The organism is uncultured Flavobacterium sp. (assembly GCF_963925185.1).
Taxonomy (GTDB): domain Bacteria; phylum Bacteroidota; class Bacteroidia; order Flavobacteriales; family Flavobacteriaceae; genus Flavobacterium.
The window spans coordinates 58,803-76,626 of the sequence record NZ_CAWURC010000030.1; the positions used below are offsets into that span (position 1 = coordinate 58,803).

General features: G+C 35.1%; 23 protein-coding genes. 19 read left to right on the top strand and 4 right to left on the bottom strand.

Annotation, left to right across the window (positions count from 1 at the left end):
- Positions 1 to 15 precede the first annotated feature (15 nt).
- The 4 genes from AABM59_RS06895 to AABM59_RS06910 all read right to left on the bottom strand — a co-directional run bounded on the left by AABM59_RS06895 (position 16) and on the right by AABM59_RS06910 (position 7,203).
- A complete protein-coding gene (locus tag AABM59_RS06895; protein ID WP_338408243.1) occupies positions 16 to 837 on the bottom strand; it encodes a hypothetical protein in 822 nt (273 codons plus the stop codon).
- Positions 838 to 867: 30 nt separating this feature from the next.
- Positions 868 to 2,370 (bottom strand): SusD/RagB family nutrient-binding outer membrane lipoprotein, encoded by a 1,503-nt coding sequence (locus AABM59_RS06900; RefSeq protein ID WP_338408244.1) that lies wholly within the window; start codon positions 2,368 to 2,370, stop codon positions 868 to 870.
- A 10-nt stretch (positions 2,371 to 2,380) separates the two neighbouring features.
- On the bottom strand, positions 2,381 to 5,494 hold the full coding sequence (locus AABM59_RS06905) for a SusC/RagA family TonB-linked outer membrane protein (protein ID WP_338408245.1): 3,114 nt from the start codon (positions 5,492 to 5,494) through the stop codon (positions 2,381 to 2,383).
- Between the two features lie 83 nt (positions 5,495 to 5,577).
- A complete protein-coding gene (locus tag AABM59_RS06910) occupies positions 5,578 to 7,203 on the bottom strand; it encodes a hypothetical protein (protein ID WP_338408246.1) in 1,626 nt (541 codons plus the stop codon).
- A 340-nt stretch (positions 7,204 to 7,543) separates the two neighbouring features.
- Here AABM59_RS06910 and rpsL point away from each other — a divergent pair, with 340 nt between their 5' ends.
- From rpsL to rpsH, 19 genes are all read left to right on the top strand, one after another.
- Positions 7,544 to 7,927 (top strand): 30S ribosomal protein S12, encoded by a 384-nt coding sequence (rpsL, locus tag AABM59_RS06915; RefSeq protein WP_144893908.1) that lies wholly within the window; start codon positions 7,544 to 7,546, stop codon positions 7,925 to 7,927.
- 56 nt (positions 7,928 to 7,983) lie between these two features.
- Positions 7,984 to 8,460, top strand: coding sequence for a 30S ribosomal protein S7 (gene rpsG / locus AABM59_RS06920; RefSeq protein WP_338408247.1), 477 nt, complete (start codon positions 7,984 to 7,986; stop codon positions 8,458 to 8,460).
- A 10-nt stretch (positions 8,461 to 8,470) separates the two neighbouring features.
- The gene (fusA, locus tag AABM59_RS06925) at positions 8,471 to 10,627 is read left to right on the top strand and encodes an elongation factor G (protein WP_338408248.1); all 2,157 of its coding nucleotides are present in this window, start codon (positions 8,471 to 8,473) and stop codon (positions 10,625 to 10,627) included.
- An 11-nt stretch (positions 10,628 to 10,638) separates the two neighbouring features.
- Positions 10,639 to 10,944 (top strand): 30S ribosomal protein S10, encoded by a 306-nt coding sequence (gene rpsJ / locus AABM59_RS06930; RefSeq protein WP_011963470.1) that lies wholly within the window; start codon positions 10,639 to 10,641, stop codon positions 10,942 to 10,944.
- A gap of 101 nt (positions 10,945 to 11,045) precedes the next feature.
- Positions 11,046 to 11,663: a 50S ribosomal protein L3 gene (gene rplC / locus AABM59_RS06935; RefSeq protein WP_338408249.1), complete on the top strand. Its 618-nt coding sequence runs from the start codon at positions 11,046 to 11,048 to the stop codon at positions 11,661 to 11,663.
- Complete coding sequence (gene rplD, locus AABM59_RS06940; RefSeq protein ID WP_338408250.1) at positions 11,663 to 12,292, top strand: 50S ribosomal protein L4; 630 nt, start codon at positions 11,663 to 11,665, stop codon at positions 12,290 to 12,292. The genes rplC and rplD overlap by 1 nt, the downstream gene beginning before the upstream one ends.
- 6 nt (positions 12,293 to 12,298) lie before the next feature.
- Positions 12,299 to 12,589, top strand: coding sequence for a 50S ribosomal protein L23 (gene rplW, locus AABM59_RS06945; RefSeq protein ID WP_194312442.1), 291 nt, complete (start codon positions 12,299 to 12,301; stop codon positions 12,587 to 12,589).
- A 9-nt stretch (positions 12,590 to 12,598) separates the two neighbouring features.
- Complete coding sequence (rplB, locus tag AABM59_RS06950; RefSeq protein WP_338408251.1) at positions 12,599 to 13,423, top strand: 50S ribosomal protein L2; 825 nt, start codon at positions 12,599 to 12,601, stop codon at positions 13,421 to 13,423.
- Between the two features lie 7 nt (positions 13,424 to 13,430).
- Positions 13,431 to 13,709, top strand: coding sequence for a 30S ribosomal protein S19 (gene rpsS / locus AABM59_RS06955; protein WP_007136562.1), 279 nt, complete (start codon positions 13,431 to 13,433; stop codon positions 13,707 to 13,709).
- Between the two features lie 6 nt (positions 13,710 to 13,715).
- Positions 13,716 to 14,126, top strand: a complete 411-nt coding sequence (rplV, locus tag AABM59_RS06960; protein WP_338408252.1) for a 50S ribosomal protein L22 — start codon at positions 13,716 to 13,718, stop codon at positions 14,124 to 14,126.
- A gap of 5 nt (positions 14,127 to 14,131) precedes the next feature.
- Entirely contained in the window at positions 14,132 to 14,887 is a 756-nt protein-coding gene (rpsC, locus tag AABM59_RS06965) for a 30S ribosomal protein S3 (protein ID WP_338408253.1), read from the top strand.
- A 19-nt stretch (positions 14,888 to 14,906) separates the two neighbouring features.
- On the top strand, positions 14,907 to 15,332 hold the full coding sequence (gene rplP, locus AABM59_RS06970) for a 50S ribosomal protein L16 (RefSeq protein ID WP_338408254.1): 426 nt from the start codon (positions 14,907 to 14,909) through the stop codon (positions 15,330 to 15,332).
- 13 nt (positions 15,333 to 15,345) lie between these two features.
- Positions 15,346 to 15,537, top strand: a complete 192-nt coding sequence (gene rpmC, locus AABM59_RS06975; protein WP_338408255.1) for a 50S ribosomal protein L29 — start codon at positions 15,346 to 15,348, stop codon at positions 15,535 to 15,537.
- A 17-nt stretch (positions 15,538 to 15,554) separates the two neighbouring features.
- Complete coding sequence (gene rpsQ / locus AABM59_RS06980) at positions 15,555 to 15,815, top strand: 30S ribosomal protein S17 (protein ID WP_194312438.1); 261 nt, start codon at positions 15,555 to 15,557, stop codon at positions 15,813 to 15,815.
- 2 nt (positions 15,816 to 15,817) lie between these two features.
- Complete coding sequence (rplN, locus tag AABM59_RS06985; RefSeq protein WP_291101987.1) at positions 15,818 to 16,186, top strand: 50S ribosomal protein L14; 369 nt, start codon at positions 15,818 to 15,820, stop codon at positions 16,184 to 16,186.
- A 10-nt stretch (positions 16,187 to 16,196) separates the two neighbouring features.
- On the top strand, positions 16,197 to 16,511 hold the full coding sequence (gene rplX / locus AABM59_RS06990) for a 50S ribosomal protein L24 (protein WP_338408256.1): 315 nt from the start codon (positions 16,197 to 16,199) through the stop codon (positions 16,509 to 16,511).
- A 2-nt stretch (positions 16,512 to 16,513) separates the two neighbouring features.
- On the top strand, positions 16,514 to 17,065 hold the full coding sequence (rplE, locus tag AABM59_RS06995) for a 50S ribosomal protein L5 (protein ID WP_133277482.1): 552 nt from the start codon (positions 16,514 to 16,516) through the stop codon (positions 17,063 to 17,065).
- Between the two features lie 3 nt (positions 17,066 to 17,068).
- Positions 17,069 to 17,338: a 30S ribosomal protein S14 gene (rpsN, locus tag AABM59_RS07000; protein ID WP_338408257.1), complete on the top strand. Its 270-nt coding sequence runs from the start codon at positions 17,069 to 17,071 to the stop codon at positions 17,336 to 17,338.
- A gap of 72 nt (positions 17,339 to 17,410) precedes the next feature.
- On the top strand, positions 17,411 to 17,809 hold the full coding sequence (rpsH, locus tag AABM59_RS07005; RefSeq protein WP_338408258.1) for a 30S ribosomal protein S8: 399 nt from the start codon (positions 17,411 to 17,413) through the stop codon (positions 17,807 to 17,809).
- Positions 17,810 to 17,824: the final 15 nt, after the last annotated feature.

A 17,824-nucleotide genomic window follows, 5' to 3' on the forward strand; every position in this document is an offset into this window, starting at 1 on the left:
ATTATTATTTTAAAATTATTGTCTAATATAAACTGCTGTATAATCTCTTGGACCTGCGGCAAAGCCAATGGTATACCTTAAAGTAAAATTACCATTTTGATCAACCGTTGCGGTGCCTATTGGAGTAACATCATTACTATAGACATCTACTAATCCTTGATGAGCAGGCATACTTAAAGTACCACAAATAGCTTCAAAACGAATACCATGTCCTGGATTTAATGGCGGATTCCAAGTTCCTGCACTATAGGTCATAAAGCTATTTACGCTTTCCATAAGCACCGTTTCAATAACAGGACCATATACAGCACCAGTACTACTAGTAACCGTCATTAGATAGGTGTAATTAGCAATTGTTGATTTACACCCTACAAAGTTAATGGTTTGCGTATTTTCTGTTGCCGAAACAACTGCGCCATTTGAAGAAGTTGTAACATTAAGAACTACTTTGGTAGGTTCAGTTGCGCTAAAAGAAGCTGTGTTAACGTTTATTGGCACTAAACCAATTTTACTTCCAGCAGGTATTGTAACAGTTGTAGAAGGAATAGAATATTCCCCACTTATTGCCGTTGTTTTAGCTTGATCGACACTAATAGTAACCGAAATATCTGTCGTAGTTGGTGAGCCATCTCCACCACCTAGTATATTTACTGGGTACGTATTATTTAAGATGCCTAAATCTGTAAAATAACTTTCAGTTACTATTGGTTTTCCCCAACCAATAATTGTAGGACTATTAGTATAATCAGCTCCGGGTAGATCATCCCCAATACCCCCAGAACAAGAAGCTAGGGTAGCTATAAGGACAAAAAACAATATGATTTTTATTTTTTTCATAATCTTTATATATTTAAATTTTAATACTAGTTAATTTTGCCAAAAAATACTTGGACTAAATATCTGACTGTCAGAAACAGCTGGTACGTTTGCGGTGTTACCACTAAGTTCAGAACTTGGATATAGCAAACGATAAGGTCTATGAGACTTTGAAGCTATTAATGGTAATGGTAAATTTGGAGACCCAGCACGATTAGATTCAATGAAATTTTCAGCACCATCTACTCCATGCAATGCTACCCATTTTTGACGTCTAATAGCTTCTAAATCTTTACTTGCTGAATTTGTCCAACCAATACCACTTAAACTTGAAATACCAGCTAAATAAGTTGTAGAGCTAAGACCATAATTACTAAAAGAGCTAGTAATAGCAGCTTTAAACAAAGTTTCAGCACTTCCAGTTAAATGACCCTTTAAGACCGCTTCAGATTGCAAAAATAAACTTTCTGTTGCTGTGAAAAACAATCCTGATTGTGTTCCACTAACTAACAATCCTGGACCTATATAAGAAAGTCCAATAGAAGGGTTTGCTGGATCATCGGCACCTTGTACAACCCCTTGAAAATCTCCACCACTACCAGAGGCAGTTGTAAACATTTTTGCTAAACGAGCATCATAACTTCCTATAGGTAACACATTACCACTAGCTTTTAAATATTCAATAAAATATTGAGATCCAACAAAAAACTTATTGCTTTGTGTTCTTGAACCTGTGGCATCATAACCATAAGTATCCCAAAAATAATTTTGTTTACCTGCATCTATAGAGTAACCAGGATTAATAGTTACATTGTTATCTAAAAATTGTGCGGATGCTAAACCAGACCATTTTGAATTAACAAAAGTCTGCATAGTTGCGTCAGATGATGATGAAGCGCGCACTAATAATTTTAGTCTTAATGTATTTGCTAATTTTGTCCATGTACCCATAGCCCCACCTAGCATAACATCGTTAGAACCTGGATTTATTGCGGCGTCAGTAGCAGAACTAATTAAACTTATTGCTTCTTCTAATTCAGCATACATACTTATATATACAGAACTGGCTGAATCATAAGCTGGTTGATAATTTACACCTCTTTGAAATGCTTCAGTATAAGGGCAGTCACCATATAAATCCACAACGTATTGCATATTATGCACTTTCAATATTTTAGCAATGGCAGTATAATATACGTTTTCGTCTGAATTTTTATTAATTATAGATTGTAATTTATCAGTAACTAAATACTGATTATTCCAAACACTACCATAAAATGTAGAAGTAATGTTAAAACGATACTCATCTTCATTTCCACTGGTAAAATTTGTAACATCTCCAGCCCATTGGTTGCTCATAATAAGTCCTAATCTATTTTGACTACCAACTAATGCGGCGTAAGAGCCGTTTTGCGCTGCAGGTAGAGTTAATTCTGGTCCAACTACATTTGCGGTTGGGTTGTTAGGATCTGTGTTTACATCTAAATAATTATTACAAGCAGATAGGCTAGTAATTATGATTAGAATTAAAAACGATTTATTTAGTATTTTCATAATTCAATGATTAAAAGGTTAAATTAAGACTAAGTCCATAAGTTCTAGTGTTCGGATAATTACCAGTAACACTAAGTCCTACTGCATTACCTCCTCTGTTAGAAGACTCAGGATCTGCATAGCCTCTGTTTTGTTTAGAGAGAACAGTAATTGGATTAGTTGCTAATGCAGTTAATTTGAAATTAGTAAGTCCAATGGCTTCTGCATACGATTTAGGTAAAGAATACGAAAGCGTAATTTCTCTCACTTTTAATGCAGTTGCATCCATTACTAAATTTCTACTAATATCTCTATAATTATTAGAATAATAATTTAAAAAAGCAGAATCATTACGTCCAGCTGTTGGTACATTAGTATTTGTAACGTAAACTCCTGGAGAGGTTTGAATTACAGAGTTCGGATATATAAATTCTTTTCTGCCATTTTGAGCAGATTCAACTAAATAACCAGACCATGCTAATTGGTCCTTTACACCAGAATAAAATTGATGTCCAGTTCTATAATCTGCTGTTGCTGTAAGGGTAAAGTTTTTATAGCTTAAAGAAGAATTAAACCCTAAAATATATTTTGGGGTTGAACGCCCTAAAATTTCTAATTCAGGACTTATAAGTGGGTTACCTGATATGGCATCAATAACAACATGTCCTTGAGGGTCATATACAAAATCTGTACCTTTTATAAGAGGAAATACTTCTCCAACAGTTGCGAAAATTCCAATAGTAGAACCACCACCCTCTAACGATACTTCATCACTTTGATCAGAAACTTTAGTTACGGTCATTTTACTTGTTGCATAACTTGCATTGATATCCCATTTCCAATTTCCAGAATCAAAAGGTGTTAAACCTAAATCAATTTCCATACCTTCAGTATCTGCAGCACCAATATTTATTCTATTATTAGTTAAACCAGAAGCGTATGAAGTACTAATTTGACTAATTTGATTTTTTGTATTGCCCTTATAAGCAGACATGTCTAATCTAATTCTTCTTTTTAAGAACTCCATTGTTAATCCAACCTCGTTTGATGTAACAAATTCTGGTTGAATCATAGGATCTGTAACGCTTGTGCTAGGTATAAATGAATTTAGTGTTCCAAATGGGAAATTTCCATAAAATGAACCACTAGCTTGACTATAAGTATCGTTTATATTATAAGCACCAACACCACTGGCGTTACCAACTCTTACATAACTGTATGATAATTTAATTCTATCTATTACTTTACTATCCTTTAAAGATTCAATTAGTTTAGTAGGAATAAAAGATACACCTGCACTTGGATAAAAGAATGAATTACCATCTAAACTTAATTTAGATGTCCAGTCATTTCTCCCTGTAAGATTTAAAAATAAATAATCTTTATAACCAAATGAAGCACTTGCAAATAAAGCTAGACTTCTCTCAAGAGATCTACTATCTGTAGTATTAGGCGTACCACTTATGTTAGAAATGTTATAAAAACCAGGAATAGTTAACCCAATACCACTTAATCCATGGTTAGTTGAAGAAGTCTCTTCTACAGTAGCTCCGACTGAACCAGAAAAAGTAACATTCTCAGCTATTTGGTAGTCAAAATTTGAAATGACATCTCCATAAGCAGTTTTGAATGAGCTAGTGTTAGCACCATAAGAAGAAGTTTCGGTTCTAGTGTAACCAGATAAATCAGAAACATTACTAGGGTCTTCATAACCATTATTATAATTATATCCGTGACCAGTTGAAGAATACAAACTAGCAGTAGATTTTATATTAATATGATCATTAATTTTATAACCAAGAGTGAAATTAGTGTTTATTCTATCTGTATAACTAAAGTTACGAACATTAGCTACTTTCCAGTATGGACTTGTCATATACCCATTCCAGTGTGTTTCATTGGTTGGAGCACTAAATGCAGCAATGTCAATATTTGTAGCTGCTTGCAATAAATCGCTATATAAAGTCCCACCAGCTGTTTTAATATTAGAATTAACATATGTAATGCTTCCCTCTAAATTAAGTTTGCCAAATTGTTTACCTGCTCTAAATGACACAGAATTTCTTTTGTTTTCGTCACCATCGATAACATAAGCGCGGTTTTTATTGCCTAATGTTAATACGGCAAACCCATCTTCAGAATTTCCACCACTAATTGAAACAGTGTTTTCTTTTGTTAAACCTGTTTTGAAAAAAGCTTTAATATTATCTGAGCCTAAAGTTTCATAAGGGAACATTCGATATGTTCCGTCTGCAAGTGGAAGACCTACAGGAACCATTGAGCCATCATGTTCTGGACCCCAAGCCCCATTTTCATAAACAAAGTGTTTAAAAACCCCTCCACTTGCCCATCCTTGGCCATAACGTGTTTGTCTTTCGGGTAAGTATGCAATATCTTCAAAAGACGCTGTTGATTTAAAGTTCACTGAAAACTTACTACCCGTTGCAGAATTTCCTTTTTTGGTAGTAACAAGAATTACCCCATTAGAGCCTCTTGACCCATACAAAGCTGCACCATTTGCACCTTTCATAACATTAATGCTTTCTACAGTTGCAGGATCTAATGCGTAAAATAAAGCAGTTGAAGAAGGAACATTATCAATAACGATTAATGCTTCATTACTTGCTGAGAATGATCTCATACCACGCAATGTGATAGAGTAGGACTCATTTACACCAGGATTAGTTTGTCGGATATCTAATCCTGACACTTTTCCCGTTAAAGCGCTAGCTAAGTTTTGTGGACTAGCCTTTATTAATTCGTCAGACTTTACTACTTGGTTAGAGGTAGTTAACTGATCAGGTTTTCTTTTAATCCCAAATGCAGTAATTACAACTTCATCTAGAGATTCGGCATCTTCTACCATCACAACATTTATTGTGTTAGAAGTCCCAACTTGTTTTTCAACCGTTTTCATTCCAAGGAAACTAAATTGAAGCGTAGCTCCAGATTTAGTTGTGATAGAATATTTACCGTCAAAATCAGTTTGTATACCTGTTTGTATACCTTTAACCATAACTGTTACTCCAGGTAAGGGTCCTCTTGCATCGGACACGTTACCCATAACAGTTTTTTCTTGTGCAAATGTTATTTGCACTGTAAACGCTAACAAAAGCGTTAAAAAACCATTTAACTTTAGTTTCATTTTTAAATATTTTGAATTAGTGGAACAAAAATCAAAATAATTTGTTAACTTTCCTAATTAATTAAAGTTTATTTTCACCAGTCTCAAAATTTAACATTATAACATATGGCAACTATTGTGTTATAAAACTTCATCTTTTCATTTTTTGAAATTCCATTTGCAATAGATAATTTAAGTAATCCATTATTAGTTTGCACTCCTAATCCAAGTCCAAATCCTAATAAATTTCCTTTTTTATTTGTAATATCGTCTTGGTAATGAGCGTAATCCATTATGGTATGGAGGTGTAAATCTGGAGATATGATATAGCGGTATTCTGAAATAACGGCAGTCATGTAATTCGCTTGCAGGCTATTTTCGGTAAAGCCGCGGATGGAATTTGCGCCTCCAAAACGGTATAATTCATTGACGATATAGGTTTTACTTTTTAGAAAATAATTTTGATATTTTATGTTTATACAGTTTTTTTTGTTCAAATAGAAATTATGAGTTGCATTTAAGTTTATAAAATACTGCCCACTTGTTCCTGCAGTTGCAATAAGGTCATTAGTGTTTCTTTTTCCTATTCCCAAAGTAAGCGAAAGATTTGATTTTTTTGGAAATGTCGTGTTGACATAATCAAATTTCGAATATTCTAAATTCGAAGTCAAATAATTGTTTTTGTAATCGCTTATTATGGCGTTGTTTGTGTTTTGGATATCGCTGGATTCGGTAGATTGATAGCCTAAATAAATTCGAGTATTGTAATCTACAAAATAACCTAAATCTATTTCCGTTTTTGTGTTTTGATAAATACTATCTTGTTTAAAAATATGAATTTGTGCTTTCACACCTATAGGACTTTTAAATAGGTAGGGTAAATCAATGCCAGCTTTTAATGTTTTCTGTTTGTTTCCGTCGCTTTTCCAATAAAGAGAAAATTGCTCCCCCAATAACAAGGAGTTTTCTAAGCTTAGATCTAAGTATCCGTTAAAAGTAAGTTTGTTGTTTTCGGTATTGGTAAAACCAACAAACCCATCAAAGGTGTTTGATTTTCTTTTCTCGAGATAGACATAAACTTTGGTGGTGTCTTTTGTGAATAAAATTTCGGGATATTTTATTTGGTTCACGAATCCAAATTTTTCGAAATCATTGTGAATTTGTCTAACGACATTCTTGTTGAATGTAATAGTGTGATATTTTCGATTGATTTGCGCTAAATGTCCTTCGGGAAAACTTTTTTTCTTGCCGTCTTCGGTAAATTTTACAACAATCGAATTCAGCTTTCTTTGTTGGCTCGTGTCAAATTGTAAATCGGCATAAAGGGAATGGTCTTGTTTGTAGATGTTGATTAATTTCAATCTTGCCAATGCAAATCCTTTTTGCTCCAGTTTTTGTAATGAATGATTTAAAAAGGTTTCCACTTCGTTATATGGAACAATTAGCGTGTCTTTTTTTTCCAATGCTATTATATCATTGAGAACTGAATTCCTACCTATATATATATGAATAAATTTGATCCTTTTCCCCAAAGTCAATTTTGCAACATAACTAGAATCATTTATCTTCTTGTTTTCAAGAATTTGGTTTTCAATATATCCTATTTTCGACAGTTTTTCTGCTGCTGAATTTACCTCGTCACTAATGGATTTAGCATTTGTGTGTTTTGAATGGTAACCCAATGAATCAATGGTTTTGCTTTCAGAATCGGCACTTCCAATTAGTTGCAAATGAAAATTTTGGGCGGAACAATTCAGGCCAAAATAAAAAAGAAATAGAATGAATAGAGAATGTTTCAAATTAAATAAATTTTAATAAATATAACGCAAAAAAGTAAGGTTTCATATAAAAAAATTAACGTTGAAAAACATCGTTGAAATGGTCAGAGATGTGTTGTTTTATTTTTCAGTATGGTTTGCAAAATAGCTATTCGGTATTCCATTAAAAAACAATTATTTACTTCGTGTAAAAATTAATGGATTATGATTTGTTTAGTAAAAAATATTTTTTACATTTGCAACCCCGTAAAAAGCGGGAAATTTAATATATAAGTAATTTTTAGTATTAATTATGCCAACAATTCAACAATTAGTAAGAACAGGAAGAACTCAGATAACTAAGAAGAGTAAATCGGTTGCTTTAGATTCTTGTCCTCAAAGAAGAGGGGTTTGTACGCGTGTTTACACTACTACACCAAAAAAACCAAACTCTGCAATGCGTAAAGTAGCGCGTGTACGTTTGACTAATGGTAATGAAGTAAATGCCTACATCCCTGGTGAAGGACACAATCTACAAGAGCACTCGATAGTATTAGTTAGGGGTGGAAGGGTAAAAGATTTGCCAGGAGTAAGATATCACATTGTGCGTGGTGCGCTTGATACGTCAGGAGTAGCAGGAAGAACACAAAGAAGATCTAAGTACGGAGCAAAACGCCCAAAGGAAGTAAAAAAGTAATTTAAAAGCCTTTAGCTGTTAGCTAAGCTAAAAGCCAAAAGCCAAAAAAACAAGAAATGAGAAAAAGAGCGGCAAAGAAAAGACCACTTTTACCAGATCCAAGGTTTAATGACCAACTGGTGACACGTTTTGTAAACAACTTAATGTGGGATGGTAAAAAATCAACAGCTTTCAAAGTGTTTTATGATGCAATTGACATTATAGAAACTAAAAAGCAAGATGCAGAAAAATTATCATTAGACATCTGGAAAGATGCTTTAACTAATGTTATGCCTCACGTAGAAGTACGTAGTCGTAGAGTAGGTGGAGCTACATTCCAAATCCCAATGCAAATCAGACCAGACAGAAAAATTTCTATGGCAATGAAGTGGTTAATACTTTATTCTAGAAGAAGAAATGAGAAATCTATGGCTCAAAGACTAGCGTCAGAATGTTTAGCTGCGGCTAAAGAAGAAGGTGCTGCTGTTAAAAAGAGAATGGATACTCACAAAATGGCTGAAGCAAATAAAGCATTCTCACATTTTAGATTTTAATTAATAAGAAATGGCTAGAGATTTAAGATTTACAAGAAACATAGGAATAGCTGCTCACATTGATGCTGGTAAAACAACAACAACTGAGCGTATATTATTCTATACTGGAAAATCACACAAAATTGGTGAAGTACACGATGGTGCTGCAACAATGGACTGGATGGCACAAGAGCAAGAAAGAGGGATTACAATTACTTCTGCTGCTACCACTTGTGAATGGAATTTTCCAACGGAACAAGGTAAAGTATTACCCGAAACATTACCATACCATTTCAATATTATTGATACCCCAGGACACGTTGATTTTACTGTTGAAGTAAATCGTTCTTTACGTGTACTTGATGGGTTGGTTTTCTTGTTTAGTGCAGTTGATGGTGTGGAACCGCAATCTGAAACGAACTGGAGACTTGCAGATCAATATAGAGTACCGCGTATCGGTTTTGTTAATAAAATGGACAGACAAGGATCTAACTTTTTGATGGTATGTCAACAAGTAAGAGACATGTTAAAATCAAATGCAGTTGCAATCACTTTGCCAATTGGTGAAGAAAATGATTTCAAAGGTGTTGTTGATTTAGTAAAAAACCAAGCTATTGTTTGGCATGAAGAAGGTTTAGGAGCTACATTTGATATTGTGCCTATTCCAGAAGATATGCTTGATGAAGTAAAAGAATACAGATCAATTCTTATTGAAGCAGTTGCTGATTATGATGAGAATTTGCTTGAGAAATTCATGGAAGATGAAGACTCAATTACTGAAGAAGAAATCAACACAGCTTTAAGAGCCGCTGTTATGGACATGGCTATCATTCCGATGATTGCTGGTTCTTCTTTCAAAAACAAAGGAGTTCAATTCATGTTAGACGCGGTATGTAAATACTTGCCATCTCCAATGGATAAAGAAGGTATTGAAGGAATTCATCCTGATGATGCGGATTTATTAGAAGAAGATCAAACTAAAATTATGCGTAAGCCAGATGTTAAAGAACCATTCGCTGCTTTGGCATTTAAGATTGCTACTGACCCATTCGTAGGTCGTTTGGCTTTCTTCCGTGCGTATTCGGGTCGTTTAGATGCTGGTTCTTATGTATTGAACACGCGTTCAGGAAATAAAGAAAGAATTTCTCGTATTTATCAAATGCATGCTAACAAACAAAACCCAATCGATTATATCGAAGCAGGTGATATTGGCGCAGCAGTTGGATTTAAAGATATAAAAACTGGAGATACATTGTGTGATGAAAAACACCCAATTATTTTAGAGTCAATGAAATTCCCTGCACCGGTAATTGGTATTGCAATCGAGCCTAAAACAAAAGCTGACGTTGACAAAATGGGTATGGCTTTGGCTAAATTAGCCGAAGAAGATCCAACATTTACTGTTAGAACGGATGAAGCTTCTGGACAAACAATTATCTCAGGAATGGGAGAATTACACTTGGACATCCTTGTGGACAGAATGCGTCGTGAATTCAAAGTTGAAGTGAACCAAGGGGAGCCTCAAGTGGAATACAAAGAAGCTTTTACAAAAGTGGCTCAACACAGAGAGACATACAAGAAACAATCTGGAGGTCGTGGTAAATTCGGTGATATCGTATTTAGATTGGAACCTGCTGAAGAAGTTGACGGTAAAACTCCGGTTGGATTGCAATTTGTGAATGCGGTTAAAGGAGGTAACGTTCCTAAAGAATATATCCCATCTGTAGAAAAAGGTTTCAGAGAAGCTATGAAAACAGGTCCTTTAGCAGGATACCAAGTAGATAGTTTAAAAGTAACTTTATTAGACGGATCTTTCCACCCTGTCGATTCTGACGCACTTTCTTTTGAGTTAGCTGCAAGAATGGGGTATAGAGAAGTAGCAAAAGCTGCTGGAGCAATTATTCTAGAGCCTATAATGAAAATGGAAGTTATAACTCCAGAAGAAAATATGGGAGATATCGTAGGTGATATTAATCGTCGTAGAGGTCAAGTAAATGACATGGGCGACAGAGCTGGTGCTAAAACCATCAAAGCCGATGTGCCATTATCAGAAATGTTTGGATATGTAACAACATTAAGAACCCTTTCGTCTGGTAGAGCAACATCTACAATGGAATTTTCACACTACGCAGAAACACCTTCCAATATTTCGGAAGCAGTTATCAAAAAAGCAAAAGGAAACGCATAATCTTTAAGAAAATGAGTCAAAAAATCAGAATAAAACTAAAATCTTACGATCACATGTTGGTAGACAAGTCTGCTGAAAAGATTGTAAAAACCGTAAAAAGCACTGGAGCAGTAGTAACAGGACCAATTCCGTTACCAACTCACAAAAAACTTTTTACTGTTCTACGTTCTCCACACGTTAACAAAAAAGCGAGAGAGCAATTTGAAGTAATGTCATATAAGAGATTAATTGACATTTACTCATCATCATCAAAAACAATTGATGCTTTGATGAAATTAGAATTGCCAAGTGGTGTTGAAGTAGAAATCAAAGTATAGGTATATTGTATTCAATTTTACAGTGTAAATTATATTAGGAGTCTTCTTAATGTGTTTTCATTGTATAATATGCAATTTTTAATAATTAATAAATAATAATTATGTCTGGGTTAATTGGTAGAAAAATCGGCATGACCAGCATTTTCGACGAAAACGGGAAGAATATTCCTTGTACGGTAATCGAAGCTGGCCCATGTGTTGTTACCCAAGTCAGAACCAAAGGTGTTGACGGGTACGAAGCGTTGCAACTTGGTTTCGATGACAAAAACGAGAAACATTCCACAAAAGCGGCCGTAGGTCACTTTGCGAAAGCAGGAACTGTAGCTAAGAAAAAAGTCGTTGAATTCCAAAATTTTGCAACAGAACAAAAATTAGGAGACGTCATAGATGTTTCCATGTTCGTAGAAGGAGAGTTTGTAGATGTACAAGGTTTATCTAAAGGTAAAGGTTTTCAAGGGGTTGTTAAGCGTCACGGTTTTGCCGGGGTAGGACAAGCAACTCACGGTCAACACAACCGTTTAAGAGCGCCGGGTTCTGTAGGAGCTTCTTCTTATCCATCTAGAGTATTCAAAGGAATGCGTATGGCTGGGCGAATGGGAGGCGAAAATGTAAACGTTCAAAACCTTAGAGTTTTAAAAGTAGTGTCTGAAAAGAACCTACTTGTTATTAAAGGATGTATTCCTGGATGTAACAACTCTTATGTAATCATTCACAAGTAATGGAAGCAAAAGTATTAGATTTCAACGGAAAAGATACTGGAAGAAAAGTACAACTTTCTGATTCAGTATTCGCAATTGAACCAAACAATCACGCAGTATACCTTGATGTAAAGCAATATCTTGCTAATCAAAGACAAGGAACGCACAAAGCAAAAGAAAGAGCTGAAGTAGCGGGAAGTACACGTAAGATTAAAAAACAAAAAGGAACTGGTACTGCTCGTGCGGGTAGTGCAAAGAATCCATTGTTTAAAGGTGGTGGAACAGTTTTCGGACCAAGACCAAGAAGTTATTCATTCAAATTGAATAAAAGCTTGAAACGTCTAGCAAGAAAATCTGCTTTCTCAATTAAAGCAAAAGAAGCAAACATAATTGTTCTTGAAGACTTTAATTTTGAAACACCAAACACTAAGAATTTCATCAATGTATTGAAAGCATTAGGGTTGGAAGATAAAAAATCTTTATTTGTGTTGGGCGATTCGAATAAAAATGTATATTTGTCGTCACGCAATTTAAAGGTATCTAAGGTTATAAGTAGCTCAGAATTAAGTACTTACGACATTTTAAACACTAATAGTTTAGTGCTTTTAGAAGGTTCTTTAGAGGTAATTGAAGATAATTTAAGCAAATAATAGGATATGAGCATCATAATTAAACCTATAGTAACAGAAAAAGTAACCAAAGAAAGTGAAGTTTTAAACCGCTTTGGATTTTTCGTTGACAAAAAAGCAAATAAAGTACAAATTAAGAAAGCTGTTGAAGCTGCTTATGGAGTAACTATTTTGAGTGTCAATACGATGAATGTAAGACCGGATAGAACTACAAAATACACTAAAAGTGGTCTTATCAGTGGAAAGACAAATGCTGCAAAAAAAGCATTTGTACAAGTACAAGAAGGAGAAACAATTGATTTTTACAACAATATCTAAGATAGAAAAATGTCAGTAAGAAAATTAAAACCTATTACCCCAGGTCAGCGATTTAGAGTTGTGAATGGTTATGACGCCATTACAACTGATAAGCCGGAACGCTCTTTGATAGCGCCGATAAAAAACTCTGGAGGTAGAAATAGTCAAGGAAAGATGACCATGCGTTATACGGGTGGTGGTCACAAGCAGAGATATCGTATCATTGATTTTAAACGTACAAAAGAAGGAATTCCGGCGACAGTAAAATCAATCGAATATGATCCAAATCGCACTGCGTTTATCGCATTGTTAGCTTATGCTGATGGTGAGAAAACATACATTATTGCTCAAAACGGATTGAAGGTAGGTCAGAAATTAGTTTCTGGTCCAGAATCTCAACCAGAAATAGGGAATACTATACCATTAAGCAGAATTCCATTAGGAACTGTAATTTCTTGTATCGAATTGAGACCAGGACAAGGAGCAGTAATCGCTCGTTCGGCTGGAACATTCGCTCAATTAATGGCAAGAGATGGAAAATATGCAACAATCAAAATGCCATCTGGTGAAACAAGGTTAATCTTGTTGACTTGTGCTGCTACAATTGGAGCAGTTTCTAATTCAGACCATCAATTAGTTGTATCTGGTAAAGCAGGTAGAACAAGATGGTTAGGTAGAAGACCTAGAACAAGACCAGTAGCCATGAACCCAGTCGATCACCCAATGGGTGGTGGTGAAGGACGTTCTTCTGGTGGGCATCCACGATCTAGAAACGGTATACCTGCTAAAGGTTATAGAACACGTTCTAAGAAAAACCCGAGTAACAAGTATATTGTAGAACGTAGAAAGAAATAATTAAGATATGGCACGTTCATTAAAAAAAGGACCTTTCGTTCATTATAAGTTAGACAAGAAAGTTCAAGAAAACATTGCAGGAGGTAATAAAGGAGTAGTTAAGACTTGGTCTAGAGCTTCTATGATTACTCCGGACTTTGTTGGGCAAACAATCGCAGTTCATAACGGTCGTCAATTTGTACCAGTTTACGTAACAGAAAACATGGTAGGTCACAAATTAGGAGAGTTTTCACCAACTCGATCTTTTAGAGGTCATGCTGGAGCAAAAAATAAAGGTAAAAAATAAGAAGCAATGGGAGTTCGTAAAAGAGAAACAGCAGATGCAAGAAAAGAGGCTAATAAGTCATTGGCTTTTGCAAAATTGAATAACTGCCCTACTTCACCTAGAAAAATGCGCTTAGTAGCAGATCTAGTAAGAGGTCAGAAGGTAGAAAGAGCACTTAACATATTAAGATTTAGTTCTAAAGAAGCTTCAAGAAAATTAGAAAAATTGGTTTTATCTGTTATTGCCAACTGGCAAGCAAAAAACCCTGACGCTAATATGGAAGAAGCTGGTTTATTTGTTAAAGAGATACGAGTAGATGGTGGTATGATGTTGAAAAGACTTCGTCCAGCTCCACAAGGTCGCGCACATAGAATAAGAAAACGTTCAAATCACGTAACAATCGTGTTGGGAGCAATTAATAACACACAAGCAATTTAATAAAGATGGGACAAAAGACAAATCCAATTGGGAATAGACTTGGTATCATCAGAGGATGGGACTCAAACTGGTATGGTGGAAATGATTACGGTGATAAAATTGCCGAGGATTATAAAATCAGAAAGTACATCCATGCTCGTTTATCAAAAGCTAGTGTATCAAAAGTAATCATCGAGAGAACTTTGAAACTTGTAACCGTTACTATCACTACTGCTAGACCTGGTATTATTATCGGAAAAGGTGGCCAAGAGGTAGACAAGTTGAAAGAAGAACTTAAGAAAGTTACTGACAAAGAGGTTCAAATTAACATCTTTGAAATCAAAAGACCTGAACTTGACGCGTATCTAGTTGCTACAAGCATCTGTCGTCAAATCGAAAGCCGTATTTCTTACAGACGTGCAATCAAAATGGCTATTGCTGCCTCAATGCGTATGAACGCAGAAGGCATCAAAGTTTTGATTTCTGGTCGTTTGAATGGTGCAGAGATGGCACGTTCAGAAGGTTTCAAAGAAGGTAGAGTTCCTTTATCAACTTTCAGAGCCGACATCGATTATGCTCTTGCTGAAGCTCACACTACTTATGGTAGAATGGGTATTAAAGTATGGATCATGAAAGGTGAAGTTTATGGAAAGAGAGATCTTTCTCCACTTGCAGGAATGGATAAAAAACAACCTGGTGGTGGCAAAGGTGGCGATTCTCCGAGAGGAGATAGAAAACCTTTCAATAAAGGTGGAAAACCAGACGCTCGCAAGAGAAAGTAAATTTTTAAAATAAAGAAAAATGTTACAGCCTAAAAGAACAAAATACCGAAAGGTACAGAAAGGTAAAATGAAAGGAAACTCTCAGAGAGGGCACGAACTTTCTAATGGAATGTTTGGTATTAAATCTGTACATGAAGATGGAATGTTCTTAACCTCACGTCAAATCGAAGCTGCGCGTATTGCTGCAACTCGTTACATGAAAAGAGAAGGACAATTATGGATCAAAATATTTCCAGACAAACCGATCACAAAGAAACCTCTTGAGGTACGTATGGGTAAAGGTAAAGGTGCAGTCGAATATTGGGCTGCCGTTGTTAGACCCGGAAGAATAATGTTTGAAGTTGGAGGAGTTCCTTTATCAGTTGCAAAAGAGGCATTACGTCTTGCAGCCCAAAAGCTTCCATGTAAAACTAAATTCATCGTTGCTAGAGATTTCGAAGCATAATTAATTATATATTATGAAACAATCAGAAATAAAAGATCTTTCTGCAACTGCGTTGCAAGAAAAACTTAACCAAACTAAGAAAGCCTATGCTGACTTAAAAATGGCTCACGCTATATCTCCAATTGAGAATCCACTTCAAATTAGAAGTGTAAGAAGAACAGTTGCAAGATTAGCCACAGAACTTACTAAAAGAGAGTTACAATAACTGTAATCTGCTGAAAGATGGAAGAAAAAAGAAATTTAAGAAAAGAAAGAGTTGGTGTTGTAACTTCAGACAAAATGGATAAATCTATTGTTGTTGCGGAAGTTAGAAAAGTAAAACACCCACTGTACGGTAAGTTCGTGTTGAAAACTAAAAAGTATCACGCACACGACGAAAAGAACGACTGTAACATTGGAGATACTGTAAGGATTAGCGAAACACGTCCTTTGAGTAAAACAAAATGTTGGAGGTTAGTTGAAATCATTGAAAGAGCTAAATAATTATGGTACAACAAGAATCAAGACTAAAAGTAGCAGATAATACGGGAGCAAAAGAAGTTTTAACTATCCGTGTTTTAGGAGGTACCAAAAGAAGGTATGCCTCTGTTGGTGACAAGATTGTAGTTTCTATCAAAGATACTGCTCCTAACGGAAGCGTTAAAAAAGGATCAGTTTCAACTGCAGTTGTTGTACGTACCAAAAAAGAAGTGAGAAGAGCCGACGGTTCATACATTAGATTTGACGATAACGCTTGCGTATTGTTAAATGCTGCTGGTGAAATGAGAGGAACTCGCGTTTTTGGTCCAGTAGCAAGAGAACTTCGTGAAAAACAATTCATGAAAATTGTATCATTGGCACCCGAAGTGCTTTAATTATTTTAAGATGATAAAGCTAAAAATAAAATCAGGTGACATTGTAAGAGTAATTGCTGGAGATCACAAAGGATCAGAAGGTAAAGTACTACGTGTATACCGCGAGAAAAATAAAGCAATTATTGAAGGCGTAAATATGGTTTCAAAACACACGAAACCAAGTGCAAAAAGCCCTCAAGGTGGTATTGTAAAAAAAGAAGCTTCTATACAAATATCTAACATATCTTTAATTGATCCTAAAACAAAGGAAACAACTAGAGTTGGAATTAGAATTGAAGGAGATAAGAAAGTAAGATTTTCAAAAAAATCTAATCAAGTACTATAGTAATGGCATATATACCTAGACTAAAAGAAGAGTATAAGAACAGAGTAATCTCTGCTCTTAAAGAGGAATTCGGATACACAAACGTAATGCAAGTTCCAAAATTGGAAAAAATCGTTTTGAGTAAAGGAGTTGGTGCAGCTGTATCTGATAAAAAACTAATTGACTATGCAGTCGATGAGTTAACAAAGATCACTGGACAGAAAGCAGTATCTACTATTTCAAAGAAAGACGTTGCGTCATTCAAATTGAGAAAAGGGATGCCTATTGGAGCAAAAGTTACCTTGCGAGGAGAAAGAATGTACGAATTTTTAGATAGATTAGTTACTTCTGCCTTGCCACGTGTTAGAGATTTCAGTGGAATTAAAGCTACTGGTTTTGACGGAAGAGGAAACTATAACCTCGGTGTTTTAGAGCAAATCATTTTCCCAGAAATTGATATTGATAAAGTAAATAAAATATCTGGAATGGACATTACTTTTGTAACTTCTGCTGCTACGGACAAAGAAGCAAAATCGTTATTGGCTGAACTAGGTTTACCTTTTAAAAAGAATTAAGACATGGCTAAAGAATCAATGAAAGCCCGCGAGGTTAAGAGAGAAAAAACGGTAGCAAAGTATGCTGAGAAAAGAAAAGCGTTGAAAGAAGCTGGAGATTTTGAAGGATTACAAAAATTACCAAAAAATGCTTCACCAGTTCGTTTACACAATCGTTGTAAAATAACAGGTAGACCAAGAGGGTATATCCGTCAGTTTGGTATTTCACGTGTAACATTTCGTGAAATGGCAAATAATGGATTGATACCAGGTGTTAAAAAAGCCAGCTGGTAATAAATATTTATAAACTGGTTTAAGGTTCAATAGAATAGTTTTATTGAAAACCAAAACCGCAAATTGATACACATGTATACAGATCCTATTGCAGATTATTTAACTAGAATTAGAAACGCCGTGGCTGCAAACCACAAAGTTGTCGAAATTCCAGCATCTAATCTAAAAAAAGAAATAACTAAGATCTTATTTGATCAAGGATATATCTTGAGTTACAAATTTGAAGACAACGCCGTTCAGGGTTCAATCAAAATTGCTTTGAAGTATGATAAAGATACCAAAGAGTCAGTAATTAAAGATATCCAAAGAATTAGTAAACCAGGTTTACGTAAGTATTCAGGTTCTTCTTCCATCCCAAGAATCCTTAACGGATTAGGAATAGCAATTGTTTCAACTTCTAAAGGTCTTATGACCGGAAAAAAAGCAAAACAATTGAATGTAGGTGGTGAAGTAATTTGTTACGTATACTAATTAAAAGACTTATAA

Bases quoted from the DNA above. Each gene is read 5' to 3' on its own strand.
- rpsL (WP_144893908.1), top strand. From the start codon at position 7,544: ATGCCAACAATTCAACAATTAGTAAGAACAGGAAGAACTCAGATAACT.
- fusA (WP_338408248.1), top strand. From the start codon at position 8,471: ATGGCTAGAGATTTAAGATTTACAAGAAACATAGGAATAGCTGCTCAC.
- rplC (WP_338408249.1), top strand. From the start codon at position 11,046: ATGTCTGGGTTAATTGGTAGAAAAATCGGCATGACCAGCATTTTCGAC.
- rplB (WP_338408251.1), top strand. From the start codon at position 12,599: ATGTCAGTAAGAAAATTAAAACCTATTACCCCAGGTCAGCGATTTAGA.
- rpsS (WP_007136562.1), top strand. From the start codon at position 13,431: ATGGCACGTTCATTAAAAAAAGGACCTTTCGTTCATTATAAGTTAGAC.
- rpsG (WP_338408247.1), top strand. From the start codon at position 7,984: ATGAGAAAAAGAGCGGCAAAGAAAAGACCACTTTTACCAGATCCAAGG.
- AABM59_RS06895 (WP_338408243.1), bottom strand. From the start codon at position 837: ATGAAAAAAATAAAAATCATATTGTTTTTTGTCCTTATAGCTACCCTA.
- rplV (WP_338408252.1), top strand. From the start codon at position 13,716: ATGGGAGTTCGTAAAAGAGAAACAGCAGATGCAAGAAAAGAGGCTAAT.
- rplP (WP_338408254.1), top strand. From the start codon at position 14,907: ATGTTACAGCCTAAAAGAACAAAATACCGAAAGGTACAGAAAGGTAAA.
- rpsQ (WP_194312438.1), top strand. From the start codon at position 15,555: ATGGAAGAAAAAAGAAATTTAAGAAAAGAAAGAGTTGGTGTTGTAACT.
- rplN (WP_291101987.1), top strand. From the start codon at position 15,818: ATGGTACAACAAGAATCAAGACTAAAAGTAGCAGATAATACGGGAGCA.
- AABM59_RS06905 (WP_338408245.1), bottom strand. From the start codon at position 5,494: ATGAAACTAAAGTTAAATGGTTTTTTAACGCTTTTGTTAGCGTTTACA.
- rpsN (WP_338408257.1), top strand. From the start codon at position 17,069: ATGGCTAAAGAATCAATGAAAGCCCGCGAGGTTAAGAGAGAAAAAACG.
- rplD (WP_338408250.1), top strand. From the start codon at position 11,663: ATGGAAGCAAAAGTATTAGATTTCAACGGAAAAGATACTGGAAGAAAA.
- rplE (WP_133277482.1), top strand. From the start codon at position 16,514: ATGGCATATATACCTAGACTAAAAGAAGAGTATAAGAACAGAGTAATC.
- AABM59_RS06900 (WP_338408244.1), bottom strand. From the start codon at position 2,370: ATGAAAATACTAAATAAATCGTTTTTAATTCTAATCATAATTACTAGC.
- rpsH (WP_338408258.1), top strand. From the start codon at position 17,411: ATGTATACAGATCCTATTGCAGATTATTTAACTAGAATTAGAAACGCC.
- rplX (WP_338408256.1), top strand. From the start codon at position 16,197: ATGATAAAGCTAAAAATAAAATCAGGTGACATTGTAAGAGTAATTGCT.
- rpsJ (WP_011963470.1), top strand. From the start codon at position 10,639: ATGAGTCAAAAAATCAGAATAAAACTAAAATCTTACGATCACATGTTG.
- rplW (WP_194312442.1), top strand. From the start codon at position 12,299: ATGAGCATCATAATTAAACCTATAGTAACAGAAAAAGTAACCAAAGAA.
- rpsC (WP_338408253.1), top strand. From the start codon at position 14,132: ATGGGACAAAAGACAAATCCAATTGGGAATAGACTTGGTATCATCAGA.
- rpmC (WP_338408255.1), top strand. From the start codon at position 15,346: ATGAAACAATCAGAAATAAAAGATCTTTCTGCAACTGCGTTGCAAGAA.